Source organism: Thermodesulfobacteriota bacterium, from assembly GCA_034189135.1.
Lineage (GTDB): Bacteria > Desulfobacterota > Desulfobacteria > Desulfobacterales > JAUWMJ01 > JAUWMJ01.
Window position 1 is genome coordinate 1 of sequence record JAXHVO010000020.1, and the last position, 17,524, is coordinate 17,524.

General features: G+C 43.7%; 11 protein-coding genes. 5 read left to right on the top strand and 6 right to left on the bottom strand.

Features of this window, described 5'->3' with window-relative positions; translation table 11 throughout:
* The first annotated feature begins 300 nt into the window (after positions 1–300).
* Positions 301–894 carry an L-2-amino-thiazoline-4-carboxylic acid hydrolase gene (locus tag SWH54_02335; GenBank protein ID MDY6790085.1) on the top strand — a complete coding sequence of 198 codons (594 nt, stop codon included), beginning with the start codon at positions 301–303 and terminating at the stop codon, positions 892–894.
* A 54-nt stretch (positions 895–948) separates the two neighbouring features.
* The gene (locus tag SWH54_02340; GenBank protein ID MDY6790086.1) at positions 949–1,440 is read left to right on the top strand and encodes a DUF3795 domain-containing protein; all 492 of its coding nucleotides are present in this window, start codon (positions 949–951) and stop codon (positions 1,438–1,440) included.
* A gap of 185 nt (positions 1,441–1,625) precedes the next feature.
* On the opposite strand, the gene SWH54_02345 is transcribed toward SWH54_02340, so the two are convergent.
* Positions 1,626–6,233: an acyl-CoA dehydratase activase gene (locus tag SWH54_02345; protein ID MDY6790087.1), complete on the bottom strand. Its 4,608-nt coding sequence runs from the start codon at positions 6,231–6,233 to the stop codon at positions 1,626–1,628.
* A gap of 801 nt (positions 6,234–7,034) precedes the next feature.
* Here SWH54_02345 and SWH54_02350 point away from each other — a divergent pair.
* Genes SWH54_02350 through SWH54_02360 form a run of 3 tightly spaced genes read left to right on the top strand, consistent with a single transcriptional unit; the run spans position 7,035 to position 10,836 of the window.
* Entirely contained in the window at positions 7,035–7,973 is a 939-nt protein-coding gene (locus SWH54_02350) for a TRAP transporter TatT component family protein (protein ID MDY6790088.1), read from the top strand.
* A 32-nt stretch (positions 7,974–8,005) separates the two neighbouring features.
* Positions 8,006–9,028, top strand: a complete 1,023-nt coding sequence (dctP, locus tag SWH54_02355) for a TRAP transporter substrate-binding protein DctP (GenBank protein MDY6790089.1) — start codon at positions 8,006–8,008, stop codon at positions 9,026–9,028.
* Positions 9,025–10,836 carry a TRAP transporter large permease subunit gene (locus SWH54_02360; protein MDY6790090.1) on the top strand — a complete coding sequence of 604 codons (1,812 nt, stop codon included), beginning with the start codon at positions 9,025–9,027 and terminating at the stop codon, positions 10,834–10,836. Before dctP ends, SWH54_02360 begins: the two co-directional genes overlap by 4 nt.
* Positions 10,837–10,887: 51 nt before the next feature.
* Here SWH54_02360 and SWH54_02365 read toward each other — a convergent pair whose 3' ends face one another.
* The 5 genes from SWH54_02365 to SWH54_02385 all read right to left on the bottom strand — a co-directional run bounded on the left by SWH54_02365 (position 10,888) and on the right by SWH54_02385 (position 17,334).
* Complete coding sequence (locus SWH54_02365; protein MDY6790091.1) at positions 10,888–12,306, bottom strand: sigma-54 dependent transcriptional regulator; 1,419 nt, start codon at positions 12,304–12,306, stop codon at positions 10,888–10,890.
* On the bottom strand, positions 12,303–15,197 hold the full coding sequence (locus SWH54_02370) for a PAS domain S-box protein (protein MDY6790092.1): 2,895 nt from the start codon (positions 15,195–15,197) through the stop codon (positions 12,303–12,305). Before SWH54_02370 ends, SWH54_02365 begins: the two co-directional genes overlap by 4 nt.
* 573 nt (positions 15,198–15,770) lie before the next feature.
* Positions 15,771–15,950: a hypothetical protein gene (locus SWH54_02375; protein ID MDY6790093.1), complete on the bottom strand. Its 180-nt coding sequence runs from the start codon at positions 15,948–15,950 to the stop codon at positions 15,771–15,773.
* Between the two features lie 433 nt (positions 15,951–16,383).
* The gene (locus SWH54_02380) at positions 16,384–17,019 is read right to left on the bottom strand and encodes a site-2 protease family protein (GenBank protein ID MDY6790094.1); all 636 of its coding nucleotides are present in this window, start codon (positions 17,017–17,019) and stop codon (positions 16,384–16,386) included.
* A 132-nt stretch (positions 17,020–17,151) separates the two neighbouring features.
* On the bottom strand, positions 17,152–17,334 hold the full coding sequence (locus tag SWH54_02385) for a hypothetical protein (protein MDY6790095.1): 183 nt from the start codon (positions 17,332–17,334) through the stop codon (positions 17,152–17,154).
* Between the last annotated feature and the right edge of the window lie 190 nt (positions 17,335–17,524).

Consider the following 17,524-nt stretch of genomic DNA (forward strand, 5'->3'; position numbering starts at 1 on the left):
TGGATTTTGGTCACAGAATCAGCGCTGTTACCTTTAATCCAAAAGGAGCATTTTTTAAATACTCAGCATAGCTTTTGCCATTCTCCCCAGCTTAGCTGGGGGTTTAGCTCTGTAATTAAGCATCACTTCTTGTGTTTACATTTTTTTTGCAATATTGTAGCATAGTTTAATTCCTTTTGACCTCAACCTGGCCTCCATCTATCGTTTTTTCAGCTGTTTCAATATGGGTTCATCCAATGATAAACAAAATAAACATCCTTTGATACCAATTGTAATGTCTGTTTGGCAAAGGAGGAGGAGATGTTTGCTCCTGAATATCGAGTCGGATTTCAAGTGTTGCGAAAAAAGATAGGGCTGTGGAATGCATTGAGCGTGGCGATTCCATCTTTTTTCAAGGCATTGGGCATCAATCACAAAGTTGAGGAAGGATCGGATAAAGCTGAAAAAATCAAGGCTGATTTGAAGAATCATTTTCAATTACTGGCAAACATGTATCAAATACTTGAAAATCGGCATGGAAAAACACGTACAGATGAAATAATGAAGGAGGTGTTGCTAAAAGGTGGAAGTGTGTTTTTCCGTGGATTCACGAGACTGGGTCCGGACGAAAAGCTAGGCGAATTTGTAGAAATCTACAAGGCTTTTGAGCGCAATAACATTGTGTTTGATGTGATAGATCAAACAGACAAACGATTTGAAATAGAGATCAAACGTTGTTTGGTTTTTGAGGCATTTAATGAGTTGGGTGTACCGTCTTTGACGCAGTGGATGTGTGATATCGCATTTCACTATTTCAGTCAGTATCATCCACAAATGACTTATGAGAAGGATCGTATGATAGCACGAGGGGCAGATAGCTGTCACGAGGTATTTACCTGGGATAATGAACCCTAACCATATACCGTCTTGCATATTTAACGGTCGGTTTCATTGAAAGGAGTTTGAACGATGAAAATCAATCCGAATTTTGTTGCTCCCTGCGGTCTTTATTGCGGAGTCTGCGCCATTTATATCGCACACCGTGATCATAACCAGAAATTCAAGGAACGGCTGGTGGAGCTTTACCAGGGAGGAATTGCCGGTAAGGGCACCCTTCCCAATAGTGAAAGCCTTTCAACAGAAGATATTCGATGCCAAGGCTGCTTATCTGATGACCGGTTTTTGCATTGCAAACAGTGTGAGATCAGGGACTGCGCCAAAGAAAAAGGCTATACCGGATGCCACCAGTGCGATGAGTTTCCCTGTCAGTATATTGAAAGCTTTCCCATGACTGTAGGAAAAAAGGTTATTTTACGCGCGATTCCGTATTGGAGAAAATTCGGTACTGAAAAGTGGATTCAGGATGAAGAGGCCCGCTATATTTGCCCGGAATGCGGCTATAAGGTTTTCCGTGACGCAGTCAAATGTAATCAATGTAAAGTGAAGCTGGATCTGGACTAGTGTTTTGTCGGCTAAAGGGATTGGAGCCTACATTTTACCCTTGTTGTTAATCATTCAATGTTTAAGGGAGCGTAGATTGTAAAAATATAGATAATAAATCATAAGAAATATTTGAACTTGAGAAAAGAGATTTCCATATACCAAACGTAGATTTGACCCGTTATTTCCAATGGGAAAATTCTTTTTTAAACGTATGGTCGTGCTGCTTGGCTATTGGGAAGCGATCCCTGGTTATACAGCCCGGTTGAAATATTGACTTTTTCTATTTTCTTTCCTCGCATACTCAGGTGATTAACTACCTTGCCCCTATTCTCCTTACCTGCCGCAAGCATCCTTGTATGCAAACGCTCGGCCCGTAAACAGAATGTTTCCAGCTTTGCACTGATCAGTTGGGGAAAGGGCGAACCGTCACTTTCAACTGCCAGAAAAGGCAGATCTTCCATATCCGAAAGTATGGCTTGAAGCGACGCATTGTTTGGGTCGGTTGCCAGCTTGCATTCACTCTGCATAACAGTGTTAAGTACGGCCTCCGATATGCGGTTGGGCATGCAACCGAACGGGCCGATAGCTATCACACCGCAGGTATGTGAAGCCACTTCGGAGAGGGAGCTCCCCACCGTCAGAATAGCCTCGCCGATCATATTTGGAGATATATAAGCAGCACCGTTTTCAATTATTGATTTAACATTGAGCGGTTCCGCATGCACGAGATCCGATCGTGACAAAATGGATTTTATACGTTTTTCATCTCTGGCCATGACCTTTTTTCTGACCATGAGTACCAGCTTTTCCATTTTTGTCATTTGATAGTCGGTAAGTCCATTTTCAACAAGGTAGTCGGAGTAATGAACCCACTCGGCGACCGGTGAACAGATGGTGGCAAACCCCTTTTTCGCCAGGTTTTCCATTAGATACTGACGCGATATAGCATCCCGTCGGACAAATATCTCTCCGGTAAGCAAGATAGTAGGTACTTCATCCGGCTCACGTTTGAGGGAAATCCGGCGAAACCGTTCAGCAGTTCGGTAAAGTTGTTTTTCCATCATGGAAAAACTCATTTTTTCGAGTGCGTCCTGTATTAGGTTCCATTCTTCATTGAATATTTCCTCTGCTTCTTTGGGATTTGTTGCATTGGCCAGCAACATGGATCGAATGTCTTCCATTACATCGGATACAACAACCGCCCGCCACATGTTCAGCTCAACACCGCTGCCCAACCCTCCGTAGGAGTTCTCTGATGTTAATGAAAAAAACGCTACATCCGAAATCCCAAGTTTCCTTATCAAATCCTCCATGAAGATAGCGTATTGGCCGAATCGACAAGGGCCGGAGGCGGTAGGCATGAAATAAACCAAAACCTCGTCTTCCCCTTTCTGATTGCGAATGTAGTTGAGTAGCGTTCCGGTCGTGAGGATCAACGGTAGACACTCTTTGCATGAGGTATTTGCGCGTCCCAGTTTCAGCACGGTCTCATCCGATGGTGGATGAGTCACCACCTTGAAACCACTTCTGCGCAACACCGCTGCCATCGATTCCGAAGCAATTTTTCCCATAGACGGAAGCAAAAGTGTTACCCTTGGGTGGTTTATGGGCAGAGTCTCACCGGCAGATGTGATTACCTTTGTGACACCGTTATCCAACACAGTGCGGGCGGGAACAATAGATTTCTGCCTTGGACCGATTTTCTTTCCGTCTATAAGTTGTCTGTAGGCAGTAACGATATCGAGAAACGCTTCGATCCGAGTTTCGAGACCGGCGTCAGCCGTATGACTGTCCAGCTCAAGCGTAAGAGATGGTTTGCGACCCATAATATCCCTGAAGTATCCAACGATAAAGGAATCCGGTCCGCAAGAAAAGTTGGTTATATAAGTGCCGAAGAGTTGAGGATGCTTTTTAACGGTTCGGGCTGCATTCAGTATACGTTGCCCCATGCCCCAGTACATATGTCGTTTGGTCTTTTCATTATTAAATGGAATGAAATCTAAAGGAATGACCAACACACCTCTTGAGGCAAGCTTGTGTGGAATTCCCATATTGGCTTCTTCGACAAACCCATTGTATGGTCGGGCTAAAACCACCATTGCAACCCTTTCAGGGTCGGCTTCCAATTCCTCAAGGGCCTTTTTTCCAATTTCCTTCATTTCGGCCAGGCATTTTAGCTGTTGGTTCAGCGCCTTTTTAACAGCCGCTTCTGCATCCCTTCCGCCCACACCCATCTGAATCGCTGTTTTAACCAGAGGATCCTCGACCGTTTTCAGCCCTTTGGTTAGGTCAAGCAGAGGCGTCAAAACTTCTGTTCCTCGAGCCCTGAGTTGGTCGAGTTTTTCGCTGAATGCCGTCTGGAGATAGAAGGTCTCGCTTTGAACCAAAGGACACAACTGGGCGCTGGAGGCTCCATTTAAAACGGGAACTGCTTTGAAGTGGGGTAGAAATATGAACTCAGGCGGATCATTCATCTCTAGAAGCGAGTGGAAAAAACCATGGGCCAATTCGGCCGGGTAGCAATAGGCAGTATTTTTGCGGTCGATCCCTTCCTGAGAAACAAATTGGGGTATAACCGTTTCAAAACCCAGTTGGGTGAAAAACGTGGAATATAGGGGATAGTATGTGTTGACCAGAAAACTCCGGTTGATCCCAATTTTACCCCTGAATTTTTTTCCGGGCTTTTTCCGGTTTCTTTCCGGTGCCCCATGGTCTGGGGTGAGAGTTGATTCAGCAGCGTATTTATCGAATATGAGCCGTTGTCTTACCCGAACCATATCCAGTTTTTCAGCGTCGTGTTTTATTTTATGTCTTAAATTGTAGTACCTGTTACAGGCACCACCAAAAGGATATTTCTTTTCTTCAAGCTCGATAAGCGCTATGTCGCAGCGCCGGTCACACTTCTCCCTGCCGCCCTTGCATATGAACGGGTTTCCGTATTTTACCTCCCGGTTTGATAAAACCTCAAGGTCGAAACTCTTTGTTTCCATCAGACCCATTTCAATTCTTTTTTTGACCGTAAGTGCAACTCCGAAGGCGCCCAGCAGTCCGGGCTCTGGAGGAACGATTATCGGTTTGCCCACCAATGAAGCCATAGCCAGCGGAACTGCCCGGTTGTAGCAGACACCACCCTGCATAAAAACTTTCTGTCCTATCGGCCAGTTACCTTTAACCCGATTTGAGTAATTCATGCAGATGGAATACACCAGTCCGGCGACAATGTCTTCGTGTTGAATGCCTTCGTGAATGGCGTTTTTAATATCGGAAGCAATGAACGCCGCGCATTGGTCGTTGAAATTGGGCGGATTTTTACCCTCAAGTGCAACATCTGCAATATCCTGCATGGTTACACCCAGGGTCTCGTACGCAGATTCTTCCAAGAACGAGCCTGTACCTGCCGAGCATGCTTCGTTCATGGCATAATCAGAGGGCACTCCATTTGTGATGTAAGTGTATTTGGCGTCCTGACCACCAATTTCGAAAAGAGTGTCAACCTCAGGGTCAAAATATATGGCAGCAGTTGCATGTGCAACAATCTCGTTGATAACACCTGCTGTGAGCGCATGCAGCCCTGCAATTTGACGCCCGGAGCCACAGACACCCAGGCCTTCTATAGATATTTCTGCAGGATCAACTTTTTTCTTTATCTGCTCAATGATCGATTGATAGCACTGTCTTGAGGCTCCAACCGGATCACCGTTGGTACGAAGATAAACCGATGCAAGCATTGCATTATCAGATTTTCGTAAAAGCACCGCCTTGGTGGTAGTTGAACCCACGTCAAGGCCTATAATACAAACATCACCGGAGCAGATATGTTCTGTTTCAATGGTTTTAAACTCCACCAGGTTTTCAAAATCCTTGAGGGCTGGCAAGGTATCAAATGATGCAGCCTCCATCCTGAATAACTTCGATGACACGGGAATCAGCGCTGTCTGGTTTCCTAGCGCCCAGAGCGCGGCCCCCAACGCTTCGAAATACGGTGCTTCAGCAGGGATGATCAGGCCCGAAATTTTCTCGTGCAAATACTCAATCATCATTCGGTTGCGCGTTGATCCTCCAGTGATCATAATGTTTTGCCGCTTCACCTTTTTGAGAAGTTCAAGAATTTTATCAGCCATCATTTTACATAGACCTGCGGTCACCTTTGATTTGGGAACACCTTTGTTAGTGGCATGGGTGCAATCGGATTTACAAAAAACAGAGCAGCGGCCGGAGACGTGGTGGGGAGCTTCCGCAGCATTCCACCGACTCGCTTCTTCCAGTGAAACATCCATTCTGCGTAGCTGCTGAAGGAAGAATTCACCGGTTCCGGAAGCACACTTGTTGCCGGTAAGAATGTTGGAAATCCGTCCCAAACGGTTCAGGACATATACCATGAAGGTCTCACCTCCGGCGGACACAACAGCCGGACATGATACGTCCGGGGGTTTAACAAATCGGTAGGCGTATTCTACCGCCTCAGCTTCAGGTATTGAGGTCAAATTTACGAATTGACGGAACCTTCGCCCGGTGGCGGCGACCCTGTCGAACGATTTTAGATCGAGGCCTTCGAGAGCCGAAAGCAAGGTTCGTTTGGGATCTCCATCGTGAGGGTGAAGTGAATATCCTACCACGTACGGTCGCCCCTGAAACTTAACTTGGTCCGTCTCGTCCTTGCTCCACACTCTTTCCACTTGGGCAATGGACACAGTGGAGGCGCCCAAACATAAACCCAGCACTCTGATCTTCTCAAACCCGTAATTTTCTTGGACATTCCCATCAACGGCCGTTCTATTCTGAAAGTTAGACTGATTGAATTTATTGTTCATTGGTTCTGCTCCTCCTGATCGTCTATTAAAAAGTCCAAGCTGTGTTGAATTATTTAAAAACGTGTCTCTGGAGCCTTTTATTTACATCCTTAGCAAGTCGTGTTCCAACAGTGATTCGAAACCCTAAATTTAGTTTACCGAGTGTCTTATGAAACATCGAAACGGTATTTGAATATTTTTGTTTTTTGTCGTGATTCTAAAAAGATGTGACGTGGGAACAAAGAGAAAGTTTTAGGTCATTATATTTGAAAAATTTTGTTGATGGAAAGCCGTTGTCGGCAGCAGCAAAACCCCAAAAAAAAAGCAACAAAAATTGACAACAATGGCAACATATTTCCATATCATTGTTAAATCAGAAGGTTATGATGACGTAAGCAGGGTTTACAACGCAATAAAAGTTGCACCGTTATTTCATATCCAAACGGTGCAACTTTTATTGCGTTGTCAACTTCTCTTGCCGTACTGTAACTTATTGTTTTTAATTGCTTCTCTCGTTGGCGCTGAAATTCTGTCAATACTTGCTGCACATTCATTCAGATTTCATCCCTGCCTGAAGAACCTGGCATATTCCATTTATTAAAATTATTTATGCAATACCCTATTTTGCACCGCTTACGATAACTACCTAACATCAAAACGATATATTGATTTAAACTGCAACCGTAACCCACCAAAAAAAATGGTTTGATCATACGTTTAGGGTCTATCGGCATTTTTGGAACACCGCTTGCTTTGTATCATAACCAAGGTAATGCAATCTTTGATAAAGGACCATCCGAACAAATTTAGGGAGATTATGGAATGAAGGCTATTAAACAAGCTATTATCTATTTTTTGTTTTGTGTGTGTTTACTATCATGTTCAATACGCCGAATAGCAATTAACTCGGTAGCGAATGGTTTATCCGCTGGTGGTAGCAGTGTCTTTGCCACGGATAATGTTCCTGAACTTGTGCGGGATGCTATTCCCTTTGGTTTAAAATTGAACGAAGCACTCCTCAATGAAGTCCCAAACCATAAAGGCCTCTTATTGGCTACTGCAAGCGGGTTTACCCAATATGCGTATGCATTTTTTCAAATCGAAGCCGACTTTCTAGAAGAAAACGATTTTGGTACATCAAATAGACTGAGGAAACAAGCGCAAAAGCTCTATCTGCGTTCCCGGGAATTTGCTGCCCGGGGTCTTGAGGCAGATCATCCTGGCTTTATGAACCATCTATATCTAAATCCTCAGTCTGCACTCGAAACCATGACGCCTGACGATCTACCCTTTCTGTATTGGATGGGTGTGTCTTGGGCGGCAGCTATTTCATCGTCCAAAGGAAACCTCGATCTATTGTCGGAACTTTATCTCGTGGAAGCCATTATGACCCGGGCCTTGGATCTCGATGAAGATTATAATAACGGAGCCTTACATGAATTCTTTATTGCTTTTGACGGCAGTCGGTCCATAGCCATGGGTGGCAGCATTGAGCGGGCCCGAAAGCATTTTGACCGTGCCATAAAGCTCTCTGAGGGAAAAAAAGCTTCTCCTTATGTATCGCTAGCCGAAAATGTGTCAGTAAAACAACAAAATGTTAAAGAGTTCGTAAAACTTTTAAAAATGGCATTAATCATAGATGTAGATGCCAAACCCGAGTACCGCCTTGAAAATATTTTACTGCAACGCAGGGCTTCCTGGCTGCTGTCGCGCATCGAAGACCTTTTCCTGGTCACAGAGGAATACACGGAATTGGAATAGATACATCCAAACGGTCTTAAAAAGGAGGTTTTATGAAGCATTTAATCGTTAAACTGATTATGGTAATAACTCTATTTTCCATTCATCCGGCTCAGGGTCAAACCATAAAATTAGGTACGCTGGTGCCTGATGGTTCTACCTGGTATATGCACCTTCGAGATATGGGAGAAAAATGGAAAAAAGCCACAGGTGGTAAACTCAACTTCAAGATCTACCCTGGTGGAGTAATTGGTGACGAGGCAGATATGGTTCGCAAAATGCGCATTGGCCAATTGCATGCTGCCGCCGTAACTTTCGCGGGCTTATCCTGTATCTTTCCGGAAATCAATGCATTTCAAATGCCGCTGATGTTTAATTCCTATGAGGAATTAGACCATGTTCGCAAGAAATTGGAACCGGAGTTAGAAGAATTGCTAGAAAACAGGGGATTTATTGTTCTCAATTGGGGAGACGCCGGCTGGGTTCACATTTTCAGTCAGAAACCGGTTATATACCCTCGAGACTTAAAAATACATGACCAGCACATATTCGTTTGGGCAGGTGGAACAGAAAGTTTTAATGCCTGGAAGGCAGCTGGATTTCACCCTGTTGAGGTGGCGGCTCCTGATATATTTATGTCACTACAGACCGGCCTAATCAACACATTTACTACAACACCATTAGTTGCGCTCAGTTATCAATGGTTTGCTCTGGCTAAAAATATGTGTGATCTCGCCTATGCCCCCTTGTGCGGAGCAACAATCATAACCAAGAAGAAATGGGACCAGATTCCAAAGGAAATCCGGCCTGAACTGCTGAATTTAGCTCGCTCCAGTGGTGAAAATCTAAAAAAAGAAATTCGCAATTTGGATAAAACTGCAGTGAACATAATGAAGAAACACGGTTTAGTCGTAAACCCCCTCCCCCAAGACGCAATGAACGAATGGAAAAGGATGACAGAAAAATATCTGTATCCTGAACTCCTCTCCAAGAAAGTTCCGCCAGATATGTTTAAGAAGGTTAAGGAACTTCTCGGTGACTACCGAAAAATAAAAAGAAAGATGGAGAAGAAATGAAGCAAGGTATTCATCCGTTTCAATTGATTCATGGGCTTGAAAACTTGCTGGTAGCAATTGGCCTGTTTCTTATGGCGATTTTCCCTTTAATAGAGATAGGATCTCGCGTCATGGGGATTGCAGGTCTTACCGGAACTACTGATTATGTACGGCATCTAACGTTGTGGATAGGTTTCCTGGGAGCTATACTTACAGCCCGGGAGGAGCGACATCTCAGCATACACACCGGGATTGATGCTCTACCCGAGCGTCTAAAGCGAATTATCAGGATAAGCACAACAGTAGTTGCAACGTCCGTGTGCGCCTCATTAGCATGGGCCGGTTTAGAATTTGTTCGTTCGGAATACAGTGCACCCACGCAAATTGCCGGATGGATACCTCAATGGGTTGCCATAATTATCATACCGATCGGTTTCGGTTTAGTCACTCTGCGCCTGATCTGGCACTCGTCAGACCATTGGTCAGGTCGGATTATCTCAGCAACAGGGCCTATACTGGCTATAGCAATTGGTTTTTTACTGACACCGATGCAGGTTGCAGATCTGCTCATCCCCGGATTGATCCTACTAATCATGGCAGGTATTGCAGGAAGCCCTATTTTTTCTGTCATTGGCGGTATTGCTGTTCTGCTCTTCCTGGCCGAAGATATTTCGGTAGCAGCAATTCCCATCGAAGCCTACCGCATTGTCGCATCACCGATTTTACCCACAGTTCCTCTTTTCACCTTAGCTGGATACATTTTGGCTGAAGGAGGCGCAAGTCGCCGCTTGGTTCGTCTCTTCCGCGCTCTGTTAGGCTGGATGCCTGGAGGTGTGGCTGTAGCAGCTACCTGTGTCTGCACCTTCTTTACAATATTTACCGGAGCATCAGGCGTTACCATTCTTGCTCTGGGCGGTCTTTTATTCCCTGTTCTTGTTCAAAACGGTTTTAAGGAACGATTCTCTATCGGTCTACTTACGTCGACAGGCAGTCTGGGGCTTCTTTTCCCTCCCTGTCTTCCGGTCATTTTCTATGGTGTGATCTCACATACCCCCATAGATAAATTATTCTTGGCCGGGATCATACCCGGAATCCTCCTGCTTTTTGTGATCAGCCTGTTCGGGGTGCAACAGGGACTTCGGTCATCGATTAAACCAACGCCTTTCAATTGGGGGGAAGCAGGCTCCGCACTTTGGGAATCCAAATGGGAGATTGCTTTACCCTTTGTGGCTCTTTTCGGTATCTTCGGCGGTTTCACAACCATAGTTGAGACATCAGCCATAATCGTCATGTATGCACTTATTACCGAATGTTTTATTTATAAAGATATTCGCATCAAATCTGACTTGATTCCTGCATTTATCAAAACTGCAACGCTTGTCGGAGGCATTTTAATCATTTTAAGCGTTGCCATGGGATTGACAAATTATATGGTTGATGCACAAATACCGCTCCGAGCAGCTGACTGGGTTCGTGCAAATATCGAATTTCGATTTGTTTTTCTACTCATACTTAATCTTTTTCTTCTAATTATTGGTTGTCTGATGGATATTTTTTCTGCAATTATGGTGGTTGTTCCATTAATTATTCCTATGGGGGAAGTGTTTGACATACATCCGCTGCATTTGGGAATCATCTTTTTAGCAAATCTCGAACTAGGCTATTTAACCCCCCCTGTTGGTTTGAACCTTTTCCTCTCATCATTCAGGTTTGAACGGCCATTAATTATGGTCTATCGAGATACAATTCCTTTCTTTCTTTTGCTTCTAAGCGCGGTTCTCTTGATTACTTATGTTCCTTCATTGACTCTATTCCTCGCCGGAAAATAGTTAACCGTATATTATTTTTGTGTTAATATTTGAATGTTCTCGATTGAGAAATTAGGCCTGATTCTTTTTAAGACGTTTATTAAGTGCCTGACGGGATATTCCCAGACTGAGTGCGGCGATGGATTGGTTGCCGTTTGTTCGCTGCATGGTTTCATCGATGAGGAGCTGCTCTATTTGTTTGAGTGTGGGCAATTGATCCGGGAAAGAAATCAGCGTATGTTTATCACGATGCAAATCTTTTGTTTCCGTGCTGATACCCGGGTATTTTTTAGTGATATGGGCTTTAAAAACCTCCAACGAGAGCTTGCCGGATTTATGCCTGCTTACCGCATCATATACCATGGATTCAAGCTCCCGAACGTTTCCCGGAAAATGATAGGTTGAAAGCAGCGTTATCAGTTCCACTGGAGTCGAGGGCTTCTTCTTGTTGAGTGTTTTAGATGCTTTTGCTAAAAAATGTTGGGCTAACATAGAAAGATCTTCACGACGATCACGCAGGGGTGGGATATGAACATGATGATCACAAAGCCGGTAATAAAGATCTTTTCGAAACTTGCCGGCCAGCTGTAATGCATCAAGATCCTGGTTGGTCGCCACTATTATGCGGGCATCAGAACGTTTGGCAACATCTGACCCCAGTGGGAAAAACTCGCCATCCTGCAAAAGTCTTAAAAGTTTTACCTGAGAAGTCGTGTTTAAATCGCCTATCTCGTCTAAAAATAGGGTGCCGCCCAAGGCTTTTTCCACCATACCACTGCGAGCCTCCCTGGCATCGGTGAAAGCAAATTTTCCGTGTCCAAAAAGCGTATCCGAAAAAACATTGTCATCCAGCCCGGCCATATTTATCGGAGTAAATGCACCTTTGCAATTGCTCAAGACATGAACAGCTTTGGCAATCAGTTCTTTACCGACCCCGGTTTCACCGGTTATCAGCACCGGACGGGGACTGAGGGCAATTGCTTCAACATATTGAAAAATGGACCGCATACCAGCACTACCGGTGATTATTTCAGCGAAGGCTTCGGGGTGTTCGATTTTATCTGACAGCACATGCTCTTTTAACAATCTATTTTCTCTTTGCAACTCGCGCAGCTCGATGGCCCGTTTTATCCCGCCGATAAGGCGGCTTTTCTCGACCGGCTTAACCATGTAATCAAATGCGCCGTATTTCATGCATTTAACAGCCGTCTTCACATCATTTGCTCCCGTAATAATAATCACCGGAATTTCAGGAAAATCGCTGTTGATCATAGGGAGCAGCTCTTCGCCAGACATATTGGGCATGCTCAGATCGAGTATTATGACCTCAACTTCCTGATTGGAAAGCAGCTGCATTACATTACGGCTGTCTTGGCAGCGGATGAAGTTGTTCATACTGGCGGAACGCAGCGCCATTTCAAAACTATTTAACGCCTGTTCTTCATCATCAACCATCATTACCGGATACGAGGGAATAATTGATTCAGTCATTCGGTTACACCTTTCAATGAATTTTGTCCTCGTTTAGTGGGCAGAAAAATTTTAACTGTTGTGCCGCTATTGTTTTCGGATGTGAAATGCATGGTACCTCCGTGTTCCTCAATTATTCTTGAAGATATCGACAAACCCAGGCCGACACCGCCGACATCATGTTTTGTCGTAAAGAACGGATCCGTAATGTGTGGCAGTTTTTCGGAAGGAATCCCAACACCTTCATCCCGGATAACGAATACAATAGCAGAAGAATCCTTATCCAATGCGGTCGAAACGAATATTCCCTTTTCGCTATCTTTAATGGCCTGACAGGCGTTTTGGATCAGGTTTATTATTACCTGTTCAAGGCGCTGAAAATTGCCTTTTAGCATGGGTAAATTTTTTCCGTAATCAATTGAAAAATGATTGGTTGCCTTTTTGACCATATTGGCGACAAGTGTGATAGCAGACTTTATCACAGCATTTATATCTACGGACTGTGTGAAATCGGTGGTATCCTCCCTGATATAATTTTTTAAGTCATCTACGATTTGTTTAATGCGATTGGCGCCATCTGTTATCCCGGAAAATAGTTCCAGATATTTCTTCCTCATTTCTGAGTATTTCAGGCCCCCCAGGAGAAAATCCCCATTTCCTTTAAAATATTCATCCAATATCGGCATGGCATCTTGCCAGGCTTCTAAAAGTATGGGTGAATTCAGCATTATAAAATTATTGGGGTTGTTTACCTCATGGGCTACACCGGAAACCAGCGTTCCCAAAGCAACCATCTTACTGGCTTGCATGAGTTGCTGTTGGTGCAGCTTTGTCTGTTTTTCGGCTTGTCTACGCTCGGTAATGTCGCGTGCAATACCGCGAAATCCAATGGGTTGGTCTTCTGAATCCCTCATGATTGATACAGACAATTCTAAAAATCTCTTTGTACCGTCTTTTTTGCTAGCTTCCCACTCAAATGCCTTTACGGTTTTCCCGGTCCGGTAGACTTCGTTAAAAGTTTTGTAGGCATCTCTGGCGGTCTTTTCATCCATGTACTCCCGGTTATTCATGCCCATCAATTTATCTTTAGGATATCCGATAATCCTACACATGGAATCATTAAAGAAGGTTAAGTTTCCGGCCAGATCAAGCTCGTAATACCCGTCCTCAATGCTTTGGAGAATGGTTCTATGTTTCTCTTCGCTTTCCCGCAACGCCTCCTCTGCCACCTTCAGCTTGGTTATATCGGTGGCTACCTGCAAACGGACCATACGCTCATCCACCCATTTAATCGCCCTGATATAATACATGTGCCACTTTTCTGTCAGCGGATTTTTTCCCTCCCAGATACAAACACCGGTTGGATTTCCCTCGTTGTCTATCAATTGGTCTTTTTTACAATAGACGCAGGGTTCGGATTTATTACGAAACACCTTCCAGCAAGTTTTTCCAATTAAATTTTGCCCGAAACTGTCTATTATGTGTTTGTTAACAAACAAAACCTCGTAATTATCTATGTCAGCAACATAAACATCTGCATCGATGCTGTCCAAAACGGTGAGAAACCTTTCATGGGATATTCTCAATGCCTTCTCCGCCCGCACACGATCAACGATTTCATTCCTGTAATCTTCAAGTGTACCCTTCAGTTCCTTGCGCTGTGCTTTAATTGTGTTGAAATCCCTTGTAGAACGAAAAGAAAGGAGAAATGCCTGGGATAGAATAAAGATAAAACCACCCAACGGCGCAAAAAATCCGGTTTTTATGATGCGTTCAACGTGCAGCATATCATTTATTGCGGCAATATTTAAAATCATAAAACCGCATAGAAAAATTAGGGCTTCGACATTTTTTTGAAGCAATGCGCCGATTATCACATAAAGTGAATAAATAAATACAACTATGGTAATGATCTCATAGATATTGAGGGTATACGAGTAAATGCGGGCCGGAGTAAATATCACAATCAATGAAAACGCAACACCCAGTGCCGTGCTCACAACGACAAAATGCTTTGAAAAATCACGAAATAGAAATCTTATAAAACGAGCAAAAGCCGGCACCAGCAGGTAAAATGAAAGATATTCCAGCTTGACCATCCATTGCCAGCTTATGGCCGGAAAAAAATGAATAATGTATCTTTCCTCAACAGAAATGAGTCGAATAAAAATTAATATACAGAATAGGCCGAAATAAAAATTCGAGGGAACTTTTCTTCTGAGAATATACAGCCCAAAATGGTACAGGGCGATGATGAAAATACTACCAGAGAAAAATAAATCAAAACTGATTTTTTTCTGTTTTAAGGCCCTTATTTCAGTTTCTTCTCCCAGCTGAATAACAGCCCAAGCACCGCCCCGGCGGTGGTGAAAATTGGATACTTGCAAAAGAACCTCAATTTGGTTTGATTCTACTTCAAAGTCTATTATCTGAGGGTAATAGTAGGGGATGGTGGTTTCGCGCGTTTTTCCGGTCACACCCGACGCGCATACTTGCCTGCCATTTACATAGCCTGTATAAGCAGTGGCAATTTCCAAAATTCTTAGGGCCAGTGATTGGTTCGGATTGTGGATTAATATTTTCAAGCGATAGGTCGCATACCCTTCTCCTGGAAGCTTCTCTCCTTTTACTTCGTAATTATTCCAGTAATCCGGTACTCTGATGTATCCGGGTTTTTGGGGTGGCGCTGCAATTGAAAAATCTGACGGTGTCAAGAGTTGTCTCCAGTAAAACTCATACTCACCGGTGAGATTGACCGGGCCGTCCCTTTTGAAATCCCAACCGGTTAGATCCAGCACGCCCTTGACCGCTTCAGGAGGAGTTTTATCCGAGAAATCAGACTGGCAGCCGATAAAAATGGAAAAAAGAGAAATGATCCAAAATAAAAGATATCTGTGTAATTCAGATTTCATGACTTTTTTGGATATTGCTGAATGTTATGATTGAAAAAATACCGTTTGAAGCGTAACACAGTCCCGTTCAAGGCAGAATATAGCAAAAATACTGTAGGACTAGATGATTTCAGCAAGATCGGAGATCAGCGGAGTGATTTCTTAAGAATTCAATATGACATACCCGGTGGTCTGTCAATAAATAAAAGGGATCAAAGCTTGGCTAGGAGTGAATGCGACACTCCAAATAGCAACAATTTGCAGGACATTTGAAGAAGACCGGTGGAATATGAAAGGATTGCAGCTTGAAATGAAATGTGTCCACTTTATCGGAGGAATATCAGGCTCTTGATGCCCATTTCTTTTACAAATTGCCGTTAGCCAAACCATATTAACCCATAAATCGCTATGGACAATAGGATAAAGAAATTTATGACCATGTCGACCTGTTCCTCAGGCATGGTGTCTGTTCGATGGTAAACAGATTCAGCAATAAGGCGGTGAGAGTTTCTCAGCTTCACCGCCTTATTTCGTCCTGCACACTTCCGGGATTCATACCCTCAAATTTTCAGCTAACACCCTTAAAACATTTTTTTATGCGGATACGGTCAACTCTTCCAGTCGCGATTTGGCCGTTTCCACCACGCCGGGATCTTTGTCATTGTCCACCACCTGTTGCAAAACGGTCGGGTTGGTTTCGTTTTGCACCGCTTTTTTACGGACCTCTGGATTGGAGTGTGCAAGTTTGGGCAGAAATAAGTCTTTAAACGCCATTTTATCCTCCTTCCGTCTGTTGATTAGGGTTATCGGCAATGGTCAATAAATGACTGTTTCGCTGCCAAAGAGCCGTAACCGAAGGGCGGTGCCATTGATCATCATAAGATAGTTTATCAAAATGTTATGTTCAATTCGGAAGAGGGGTTTTTGCACATTGAGCATACGTCAGAATTGTAAGATGTTGTTTCGTCGTTTAGATTGCGTCGCGGGTGTACAGAAAGCTTTCAGTGGAACAAAGAAGAAACGGTGCAGCAATTAATTTTAGGTTTCAAGCGAGCCGGTACATATCCTTTGGAAGTTGAATACGGCTTATGGCAGTTTCTGATTAAATATCACCTCCTTTGGTATTTGATATGATCATATTTATTTCAGAAGATGGATATGATGTCAACCGTTGAATTCCACTCGACTTAATGATGATATCCGGCTTTCATATTCCGGCAAAAATTTTACTGAAAAATTTAACAAACGGCCAAATGGCGCCACCCAGGATGGATACCCCTGTCACTCTTCCGAATATGATTAATCCGATGAGGATAAAAGGACCGTAACGCTCCAGAAAGTATATTATGTCTCTATAGTTGTCCGGTAAAAGCCCGGATAATATTTTCGAGCCATCCAGAGGAGCAATGGGAAGGATATTGAAAATGGCCAGGGCCAGATTAATCTGCAGGCTCATAAACACCATAAAGATGAGCAAACCCATCACCGAATACTGATCAGGTGCTTTGGCCATAGTAAAAAGAAGTCTTAAAAAAATACCACTGATCAGCGCTAAGATCATATTTGCCAGAGGACCAGCCGCGCTGATGAAGAGCATATCTTTTTTAGGGTTTCTCAATTGATTGGGATTTACCGGCACAGGTTTGGCCCATCCGAAATGGACCAGGAAAATCATGATGGTACCTAACGGGTCCAAGTGTTTTAGCGGATTTAAGGTTAAGCGACCACTTTGCTTGGCAGTATCATCTCCATATCGATTGGCAACATAAGCATGGGCAAACTCGTGAAAAGTGAGTGCCAGCAAAATCGGCGGAGCGATTAGCAATATCGATTTTAAATCCATTTAATTTCCTTACCCAAGCAGCAAATATCGCAAGCAAGTCGGTCGTTCCGACTTTACAAGTGACCTTTTAGATTTTAATGCTTATACTGTTTCTCATAACAGGCAAACATGAGGAATAGATAAAAAAGCTTTCTATTTCTCATGGGGTTCCTGGCTTTTGCCTTTTGTATTGCCCAGGCATACTCTGCACCGGTCATCGCTGCATGACTGGCAAAAAAAACAATCCTTGCAGGGATGCTTTTTATAACAACCGTTCTGTTTTTCCGGAACAAAAATTTTTCCCTTTAATCCGGGTGCTTTAACAAATTTCATCATTGACCTCAGCCAGCGGCTGAATCAGGGAATGCGATACTTCTAACCGCCGATTATCTCTATCGGAAAAAACAAGTCATGACCTCCGGCCCAGCCGGAGGCTTGCATAAAGCCCTATAAGGGCATCGATACTGATAACCCCTTAAGGGGTATTATTGTGTTAAAATTACTGTTCTGCGACCAAATCCATTTT